This window comes from Gordonibacter pamelaeae 7-10-1-b (assembly GCF_000210055.1).
GTDB classification, from domain to species: Bacteria; Actinomycetota; Coriobacteriia; order Coriobacteriales; family Eggerthellaceae; genus Gordonibacter; species Gordonibacter pamelaeae.
In genome coordinates, this window is the sequence record NC_021021.1 from 2,799,049 (window position 1) to 2,807,453 (window position 8,405).

Genomic DNA, 8,405 nt, shown 5'->3' on the forward strand with positions numbered 1-8,405 from the left:
CAAGGGGGCCGCCAGGAAGACCGTCGCGAACTATCGAAAGGAATGCAGGGCCCTCGGGGCGATAGCGGGCTGCGCCGTCGACTCGATAAGCCCCGCCTCGGCGGCGGCCGCGCTCGAGTCGGCCGAGTCCCGCGGCATATCGCGCGTTCGCTGCTACCGGCTCAAGACCATCTGCGCCGCCGCGGGCAGACATGCGCTCGCCGACGGGCTGTGCGCCTCCAACCCGTTCTCGGAGGTCCCGTTCGACGTTCCCCGGCCGCCCAGGAAGAAGCGCCCGATCCCCCCGGGGGGCCTCAAGGCCGCGCGGGCCCTCGCCGCATGCGGATCGGGGCATTCCGCCGCGGCCATCGGGCTCGCCCTCGGATGCGGCCTCAAGCCCGGCGAGATCTGCGGGATACTCGCCGACGACCTCGATGCGGAGCGCATGACCGTCACCGTCCGCGGAATCTGGCGGGAGAGCATCGGCGAGCCGAACTTCTTCGTCGCATATCCCGAGCCCTCCGTGACGCGGCTGCCGGCATGGCTCGGCGCCGCGCCGCGCTCCTGGGCCGCCTCGGCCGGATCCAGGCTGCTGCTCGAGAAGAACGGCCGCCGCCGCGACGTGGAACACCTCAGGAGCGACGCGAACGAGCTGCTGCGCATCGTTGGCGCCGGATGCACGCTCTACGGGCTCAGGCTCGCCCACGATGAAGGGGAGGCGTGAGGGGCATGCACTACGAAAGGGTCTCCCTCGCCCGCCGCGGCGGTTCATGGAGGATGAGCTACCGCGCGGTCTACGATGCCGAGCGCAAGGGCGATCGCAAGTGGGCCACGATCGGGGCGGCGGCGAGCCGCGCGGAAGCCGAGCACCTAGCGGCCGAATACCTCTACAACCTCCCCCGCGACCCGGAAGACGAGCGGCGGGCCGAAGCCATCGAGGCGACGGAGGGCCGCATGCCCACGGTCGGCGAGCTCAGGCGGGACGACATCGACCATGCGCTCGCCGTCGGCGCCATCGAGAAGTCGACGCATGCCGGCTATTGCCGCCACGTCAGGCTCCTGGGCGACCTGGGGGAGATCCCCGTGGACAGGGTCACCGCCCAGGACGTGCAGCTCTACGTCGACTCGCTCGTCGAGGACGGGTACTGCCCCGAGACCGTGAACCATATGCTCTGGACGGTCAGGGACACCCTGGAGCTCGCCAGCTTCCGAATGCTCCGGACCCCGCTCGACCTGCGCAGGATCCGCGCGCCCAAGCACGACCGCCCGCTTCCCCGGGCGCTCTCCGCCGAAGAGAAGAACGCGCTGCTCGCCGCCCTCCCGTGCATCCGCGGCCCGCTCGACGCGATAATCCGGCTCGCCCTGTTCGCGGGCCTCAGATGCGGCGAGATCTGCGCCCTGCGCTGGACGAACGTCGATTTCGAGCGGCGCATGGTGCGCATCACGAACGCCATCGGCGCGCTGCCCTCCTCCAACGGCTACCTCAAGGGGCCGAAGAGCCCGGCCGGCATGAGGGCGCTGCCCATCGCGGACGGGCTCATGGAGGGGCTGGAGCGGCGGCGGGCGGAGCAGGAGGCCCGCTGCCGCGATGCCGGCGTCCCGTTCACGGACGAAATCTTCGTCGTCGGCGACATCGACGGCGCGTTCATGGTGCCGAGATATGCCAACCAGCTGTTCAGGACCTTCGTGCGGACGTTCAACATCGGCGGCGGAAAGTGCGGCCTGCACCGCCTGCGGCACACCTTCGCCACCGAGCTCATCATGTCCGGGGTCAACCCGAAGACCGTGTCCAACTGGCTCGGGCACACGGACCCCTCCTTCACGCTTAAGATCTACGTGAGCTCCAGCCCGGAGAATCTGCGTGCGAGCGTCGACGCCGTCAACGAGGTCATGGCGCTGCCGGAAGGCTATGACGGGCAGGGCTCCGAGCTGCCGGCGCGCATCCGGGGCGACGAGAAGAAAGAGGAGGCGGAAGAGCCCGCACCCGATCCCAAGGCGCCGCGGCCGGTGAAGATCATCTCATGGGAATCGCTCGCGTGCGGCTAGCCCGGGGATTCGCAGATGCACGGGCGCGTTTCCGCGCCCGTGCGTACATGCGTAAATAAGAAAATGCGCGAATGTGCGTATGCGCATGTACGCGTTTGGGTATATGTGCGAATATGAAACCGCACCGCGTTCGGCTTCCCGTGCGGGAAGGGCGCATTGCGCACGGCGCGGCGCGGGCGGATAATCGGCAGGCCGCGGCATACCGCCGCGCCATCATCCAAGGAGCGACCACCATGGGCCTTTTCAAATCGAAGCGCGACATCCCCGACGAGGAGATCTACCGCCCCGGGGACAGGTACTTCGACCCCGAGCTCGTCAAGTCCAGCGACCTCATGAGGCGCTGGTCGGACCTCTACAACGCACACGAGGCCTCGACCCATGTGGTCGAGGAGGGCTACACCGCGGAGATCGCCGTAGTCGGCACGCTCTACGACACCTTCTACATGACGGGCGACATCGACGTGCCCGGCGCCGTCGAGATGTGCTTCACGCCCGAGCAGATCCGCGAGCACCCCGAATACGTCACGTACAACGCGTTCATCCCGCCCCACCAGCTCGGCTACACCATGGACGAGGTCGACACGTCGCGCACGCACTGCAGCGTCGTGAACTACGTCGCCGTGCCCGAGGGATATTCCGTCGCGCTCGGGCAGGACGGCCGGCTCCACCTCTACGACCCGCAGGACAACGTGTGCTGCGTCACGATGCCGAAGATGTTCCAGCCCTGGTTCGACATCGAGTCGCCCATGGGGCATATAGGCACCCAGGCGCGCCGCCGCTACCTCGTCAGCACCCGCAGCCCGTTCGAGGACGTCGGGCATGCCGCCCACCGCTTCGCCGAGCGCGACGACCCCGAGACCGGGGAGCATTGGATCGACACCGACGCCCATGCCATGAGGGCGCCGTCCATCGCCGAGGACGAGCCTGTGCAGGCGGAGGCGCCGTCGTGCGCCCGCGCGCTCCCGCGCAAGGGCTGATTCGCGCAGATGCGCAGCTATAGATATATGCGCATGCGCATATATGCCGGTGTGCTGATGTGCGCACGCGCACGGCTCAGAAGTCCTCGGCCATCGCCCTCGCGACGTCGAGCAGGGTCCTCTGCTTGGCCGGGCCCATCATGTCGTAGTAGGCGCGCATCTTGCGCCAGCGCAGGGCCGACTCGTCCTTCTTCCTGCCGCCCGCCCTCGGGTCGCCGACCTCGGTGAAGGCCGTGACCATGTTCACGCCGTACTCGTTGAGCAGCGCCCGCAGGTCCCCCGGCGACACCCACAGGGTCCCGGCCTCGTACTTGTACACCGTCGTGGCCTTCTTGCCGATGACCGCTCCCGCCTCATCGCCCTTCAGCCCCGCATCGTAGCGGTAGCGCTTGAGCTGCGCCGCCAGCTCGGACTTCTCCGGAACCCTCGACCTCATCGAACGCATCACTTCCTTCCGTGTCGAAACGCGCGGGGCCTTTCTACCCCGTGCGGGCAAGTATCGCACCGCGCGCCATCTCCCCGTTCCTATACTGTTCCCGTCGGGGGTCGATACGGCCCGGATACTTTCGGTATCGGAACACGGAACGGGAAGGCTTCCGACATGAACAGACAAGACGGCATACACATGGACGCGCTCGCCGCGGCGCTCAGGGAGACCGGCGCCACGGCGCTCGACATCGTCCGCGGCACGGGGATACCGCTGCCCAAGGTCCTGAGGCTGCTCGGGCTCTCCACGGCGTCGCGCGCCGCGGCGGCCCTCGACGGGCTCGAGATCGTCCAGCTCTGCCTCTACGCGGAGCTGCCGCTGTCCGCCGTCATGGACGCCGAGGAGGGGCGATGAGCTCAGTCATCGAGGACCTGGCGGCTCTGCCGAGGTTCCTGACCGTCAAGGAGACGTGCGCCTTCCTGGGCGTCAGCGCGTCGACCGTCAAGAGGTTCGTCAAGTCGGGGGACCTCAGACAATGGACCCCCGAGCGGGGGCACCGCAAGATAACGCGCGACTCCGTCGCCAGGCTCGTCGGGGTCGATCCCGCCTGCATCCCGAACAGGCGGAAATCGACTGAATAGAAACTCAGACAATTGGTTATAATGCCACCGTCGATGGTCCGGCCTGCCGACTGCATCGACCTCACCACCTGACCTTCCGCCGACCCCGGCCACGCCACCTGACCCCAGCAGGCCCATATCCACACCTGCTCTACAGAAGGGGTCAGAAGAAATGGCAGCAGAAGACGAGGCGGTACAGCTCGCGTTCAGGACCGGCACGGCAGCCGTGCAATCAGCCTCAGAAATCATCAAGTACCTGCTCGAGGGCCTGGCCCAGGCGCGGCGAGCCCGCGCGGCCGGCAACAGGAACGACCGCATACCGGCGAGATTCGCCCGCGCCCTCACGCACGGGGCCGCGAACATGGTCGACGGCCGCGGCGAGAAGGGCATCGTCTCCGCCGAGACCGTGCGCGCCCAGAACCCGGACCAGTACCGCGAGGCCATGGTATTCCCCGGGGCGGTCGCCGACAATCGCGAGGACATCCAGAAGCTCAAGCGCGAACTCATGAACCACGGAGTGAAGTTCTCCGTATTCGACACCGTCAACCCCATGGACGGAAGTCCCGCGGTCTCCATCGGCATCCAGGGCCGGGACATGGACATCATGACCCAGGCGCTCATCAACATCGGCGTCGAGTCCTTCGGCATGGACCGCAAGGAGCTCGAGGAGTGCGCGCGCGGCATCGAGCGCGACGACCAGAACCGCTATCCCCGCGCCTTCAAGCGCAACGGCATCAACTGGGAGTTCGAGCGCACCGGCGACGGCCGCAACAGCTGGGTCGGGTCGGCCGGCGGCCACTCCCGAGAGCAGTACCGCGTGACCCTCGACCCGGACGACGAGAACAAGGCCTCCTTCGAATGCACCCGCAACGGCCGCCCCGTCGCCAGCGCCGAAGTCGACGCCACCCAGGGACCCGAGCTCTGGAAGACCGGCTCGGACGGAGCCAAGGAGTTCTACAACGAGATGAAGGCCGAGGGGGCCGCGTTCGCGGCCGCGCCCGGCATGGTGCTCGAGGCCGCCATCGACCGCGGCTGCTTCATCTCCGAGAACAAGAAGAAGATCGACCCGAAGCAGGCCGCTGCCGCCGAGAAAAACGCCGCGCTGCTCAGCGAGGCCTTGGGAAACTCCCGGGCCGCCTCGCCTGAGTCCCCCGTCGGACAGACGAAGGCGGCCAAGAAGATCGCCGAGAGCAAGATGCAGCCCTCCATGCCCGCACGCAACGAGGGGATGCACCGATGATCGACCTTGAGACCCTGGCCGCCTCGTGCGCGACGATGGCCGACGAGATCGTCGCGCGCGGCAGCTCCGACACGTTCAGATACGACGCCGCCGGCATCCTCGAGTTCGGCGACAGCCCCGAATACTACTCGCCGATCTCCTCGTCCGCCTACCGCAGCGAATACCCCGAGACCGCCCGCGAATACGGCTACACGAGGGAATACCTCGAGCAGGCGGAGCGCCGGCTGCTCGCCTGCGTCATCGGGTACTGCGCGCTCGACGGCGAGCTCGCATCCATCCGCGACGGCGGCGAGGGCCATGACGGCTTCCGCGTCAACCCGCTCGACGTCCACGAGGTCCTGCTGTGCGCCCGCACCGCCCCGTCCGACCCGCGCGGATGCGCGGCGCTCGAGAGCGCCATCAAGGGCAACAGGTTCGTAGACGGCGAGGAAAGCTACCTCGACCGCGCCATGGCCAACATGGACTACGACTACATGAAATTGTCGGCCTCGCGCTGGTCCTACCCCATCGCCGAGCTCGACGGGTTCCTCGCCATGTTCCCGCCCGCCCGCTCCGAGCGGAGGGCCATCGCGGACCGCGTGCTCGACAGCGCCTCGATGCGCCTCAAGACGTTCTTCGCCCTGTCGATGCCCATGGCTGAGGCCGCGGGCGGGCAGGACGGCGACGAGGCCGAGGGCGGCAAGCACTACCACCGCGCCGCGGCGCCCGACGGCGGCGAGACCGCGGAGGAGGAGTAGCCCTTGCGCACCCTCAAGGGATTTCTGTACCTCATCCTCGGCGGCACGCTCTGCGGCTGGATGTTCAACCGAATCGCCGCATGGTTCATCGACAACCCGCTCACCGTCGGCTCCAACCACACCGTCGCCGAGTGGGCCGTGATCCTGCAAGACCCGTTCTACCTCGACTCCCGCACGATGCCGTTCTTCTTCCTGGCCTTCGGCGCCATCGCGCTGGTGGCCATGACAAAATACGACTGGACCGGCGAGCGCGAGGAGCAGAAGAAGCTCCGCGGCGAGGAGTACGGCAACCAGCGCTGGGCGCGCGACGACGAGATGCAGCAGTTCGCGCACACCTCGACCGTGAAGCGCGTGCCCATCCGCATCCCGCAGCGCACCGCCGACGCGATGCGCTTCGCCCGCAACAACCCGAAGGACTTCATCAAGGCCAAGCTCGGCATGACCAACAAGGTCGCCAACCCCAAGCCCGACTACGTCGAGAAGATCGAGGACGACAACATCATCCTGTCCGAGCGCGCCGAGCTCCAGATGTCGAAGATCCCCGACCCGGCGCTCGAGCGCAACAAGCACGTCTACGTGCTCGGCGGCTCCGGCTCGGGCAAGACCTTCAACTTCGTCGGCCCCAACCTTCTCCAGCTCAACAGCTCGATCGTGACGACCGACCCCAAGGGCGACACGCTCAAGCAGTACGGCAACTTCTTCCTGCGCCACGGCTACAAGCTCAAGGTCGTCAACACCAAGCCCGACCAGATCAACCAATCGATGCACTACAACCCGCTGCTCTACCTCCAGGACTCCACGTCGATCATGCAGATCGTCAACCTGCTGGTGGAGAACACGTCGGGCAACGCGGAGGCCGAGAAGGAGGACTTCTTCGTCAAGGCCGAGAGGCAGCTGTACATGGCGCTGATGGGCTACCTCTTCTACTTCTACGCCGACCAGCCGCAGTACCAGACGTTCCCGCAGATGCTCGACCTGCTCCAGCTCGCCGGCAAGGACAACCCCAGCCAGACCAAGACCCCGCTGGACATCATCATGCTCGGCACGACCGCCGAGGACGGCTTCCAGGGCTTCGAGGAATGGATCGTCGCCAACCACGGCGGCGACGAGGCGGCCGCGCAGGCCTCCGAGGAGTACTTCGTCATCAAGCAGTACAAGGGCTTCAAGTCGACCTCCGAATCGCCGGAGACCGAGGCCTCGGTCACCGCGTCGTGCAACGTCCGCCTGGCGCCGTTCGCCGTCTCCGCGGTCCGCGAGTTCTTCAGCGAGGACGAGCTGGAGCTCGAGATGATCGGCGAGGAGCGCACGGCGTTCTTCCTGGTCATGTCCGACACCGACAAGACGTTCAACTTCATCCTGGCGATGCTGCTCTACCAGCTGTTCGACGTCAACACTGCCATCGCCGACAGGAACCCCGGCTCGCACTGCAAGATCCCGATCAACTGCATCCTCGACGAGCTCGCCAACATCGGCCGCATCCCCGACCTCGACGTCAAGATCGCGACCCTGCGCTCGCGCTGGATCTACATCACGGCCATCCTGCAATCGGTCACGCAGCTCAAGAAGATGTACAAGGACAACGCCGACATCATCGAGGGCAACTGCGACACGACGCTGTTCCTCGGCCGCTGCGACCTCGAGACCAACAAGAAGATCTCCGAGCGCCTGGGCAAGTTCACCGCCACCGTCCGCAACCGCAGCGAGTCGCACGGCCGGCAGGGATCGTGGTCCGAGAGCGAGAACAAGATCGGCAAGGAGCTCATGGCCGCCGCCGACCTCGGCAACAACCCCGAGAAGTTCGGCGGCGACGACTGCATCGTCTTCGTGAAGAACGCCTTCCCGTTCCTCGACAAGAAGTACAGGACGATCGACCACCCGCGCTACCACGAGCTGCGCGAGGTCGGCGAGTTCAACCTGGACGACTGGAACTGGGACCGCAAGTGCGAGCGCGAGCGCGCGCACCGCGCCGAGGTCGAGGAGATGCGCTGGCGCATCGAGGAGGCCCGTTCGTTCTTCGACCCCGAGTTCTTCATGTAGGAGGCACCCGGCGGGGGAGACCCCGCCGGTCGTCATATCTCACCCGCCGCGGCGGGTCAAACAGGGCGCCAAGGCCACACGGGCGGCGCCGCGAATCAGAAGGGAAAACCCCATATGGCTTTCTTCAACCAGCTCCTGAACTATCTGTGGCAGATCCTCACCTTCGTCGGCGGAATCACCGCCGCCGTGGGCGTCTTCCGCTGGGTCTCCGGCGGCAAGGCCCACGACGCGCAGGCCCAGGAGGGCGCGGTCTGGGTCATCGCGCTGGGCGGCGCCATGGCGGCCATCGGCCTGGTCGGCGGCAGCTACCTCACCTTCCCCACGATGTAGGGACGACGGAGG

The 8,405-nt window shown here is 66.9% G+C and carries 10 protein-coding genes; 9 read left to right on the plus strand and 1 reads right to left on the minus strand.

What is annotated here, in order from left to right; all coding sequences use genetic code 11:
- The 3 genes from GPA_RS19365 to GPA_RS12955 form a co-directional block, all read left to right on the plus strand.
- Window positions 1-703: site-specific integrase (locus GPA_RS19365; RefSeq protein WP_041239620.1), on the plus strand; the 703-nt coding region annotated here is incomplete at its 5' end.
- Between the two features lie 5 nt (window positions 704-708).
- A complete protein-coding gene (locus tag GPA_RS12950) occupies window positions 709-2,025 on the plus strand; it encodes a tyrosine-type recombinase/integrase (RefSeq protein ID WP_041239621.1) in 1,317 nt (438 codons plus the stop codon).
- Window positions 2,026-2,258: 233 nt separating this feature from the next.
- A complete protein-coding gene (locus GPA_RS12955) occupies window positions 2,259-3,002 on the plus strand; it encodes a hypothetical protein (protein ID WP_015540149.1) in 744 nt (247 codons plus the stop codon).
- Between the two features lie 76 nt (window positions 3,003-3,078).
- Here the strand turns inward: GPA_RS12955 and GPA_RS12960 are convergent, their stop codons facing one another.
- A complete protein-coding gene (locus tag GPA_RS12960) occupies window positions 3,079-3,438 on the minus strand; it encodes a helix-turn-helix domain-containing protein (protein WP_015540150.1) in 360 nt (119 codons plus the stop codon).
- 165 nt (window positions 3,439-3,603) lie between these two features.
- On the opposite strand from GPA_RS12960, the gene GPA_RS12965 reads away from it, so the two are divergent.
- The 6 genes from GPA_RS12965 (at window position 3,604) to GPA_RS12990 (ending at window position 8,393) form a co-directional block, all read left to right on the plus strand.
- A complete protein-coding gene (locus GPA_RS12965) occupies window positions 3,604-3,843 on the plus strand; it encodes a hypothetical protein (protein WP_041239622.1) in 240 nt (79 codons plus the stop codon).
- Complete coding sequence (locus GPA_RS12970; protein ID WP_015540152.1) at window positions 3,840-4,070, plus strand: helix-turn-helix domain-containing protein; 231 nt, start codon at window positions 3,840-3,842, stop codon at window positions 4,068-4,070. Before GPA_RS12965 ends, GPA_RS12970 begins: the two co-directional genes overlap by 4 nt.
- A 151-nt stretch (window positions 4,071-4,221) precedes the next feature.
- Complete coding sequence (locus tag GPA_RS12975) at window positions 4,222-5,289, plus strand: hypothetical protein (RefSeq protein ID WP_015540153.1); 1,068 nt, start codon at window positions 4,222-4,224, stop codon at window positions 5,287-5,289.
- On the plus strand, window positions 5,286-6,026 hold the full coding sequence (locus GPA_RS12980; protein ID WP_015540154.1) for a hypothetical protein: 741 nt from the start codon (window positions 5,286-5,288) through the stop codon (window positions 6,024-6,026). Before GPA_RS12975 ends, GPA_RS12980 begins: the two co-directional genes overlap by 4 nt.
- A gap of 3 nt (window positions 6,027-6,029) precedes the next feature.
- Entirely contained in the window at window positions 6,030-8,063 is a 2,034-nt protein-coding gene (locus tag GPA_RS16960; RefSeq protein ID WP_049784154.1) for a VirD4-like conjugal transfer protein, CD1115 family, read from the plus strand.
- A gap of 114 nt (window positions 8,064-8,177) precedes the next feature.
- Window positions 8,178-8,393 (plus strand): hypothetical protein, encoded by a 216-nt coding sequence (locus tag GPA_RS12990; RefSeq protein WP_015540155.1) that lies wholly within the window; start codon window positions 8,178-8,180, stop codon window positions 8,391-8,393.
- Window positions 8,394-8,405 lie beyond the last annotated feature (12 nt).

Bases quoted from the DNA above. Each gene is read 5' to 3' on its own strand.
- GPA_RS12960 (WP_015540150.1), bottom strand. From the start codon at position 3,438: ATGAGGTCGAGGGTTCCGGAGAAGTCCGAGCTGGCGGCGCAGCTCAAG.
- GPA_RS12950 (WP_041239621.1), top strand. From the start codon at position 709: ATGCACTACGAAAGGGTCTCCCTCGCCCGCCGCGGCGGTTCATGGAGG.
- GPA_RS12970 (WP_015540152.1), top strand. From the start codon at position 3,840: ATGAGCTCAGTCATCGAGGACCTGGCGGCTCTGCCGAGGTTCCTGACC.
- GPA_RS12980 (WP_015540154.1), top strand. From the start codon at position 5,286: ATGATCGACCTTGAGACCCTGGCCGCCTCGTGCGCGACGATGGCCGAC.
- GPA_RS12990 (WP_015540155.1), top strand. From the start codon at position 8,178: ATGGCTTTCTTCAACCAGCTCCTGAACTATCTGTGGCAGATCCTCACC.
- GPA_RS12965 (WP_041239622.1), top strand. From the start codon at position 3,604: ATGAACAGACAAGACGGCATACACATGGACGCGCTCGCCGCGGCGCTC.
- GPA_RS12975 (WP_015540153.1), top strand. From the start codon at position 4,222: ATGGCAGCAGAAGACGAGGCGGTACAGCTCGCGTTCAGGACCGGCACG.
- GPA_RS12955 (WP_015540149.1), top strand. From the start codon at position 2,259: ATGGGCCTTTTCAAATCGAAGCGCGACATCCCCGACGAGGAGATCTAC.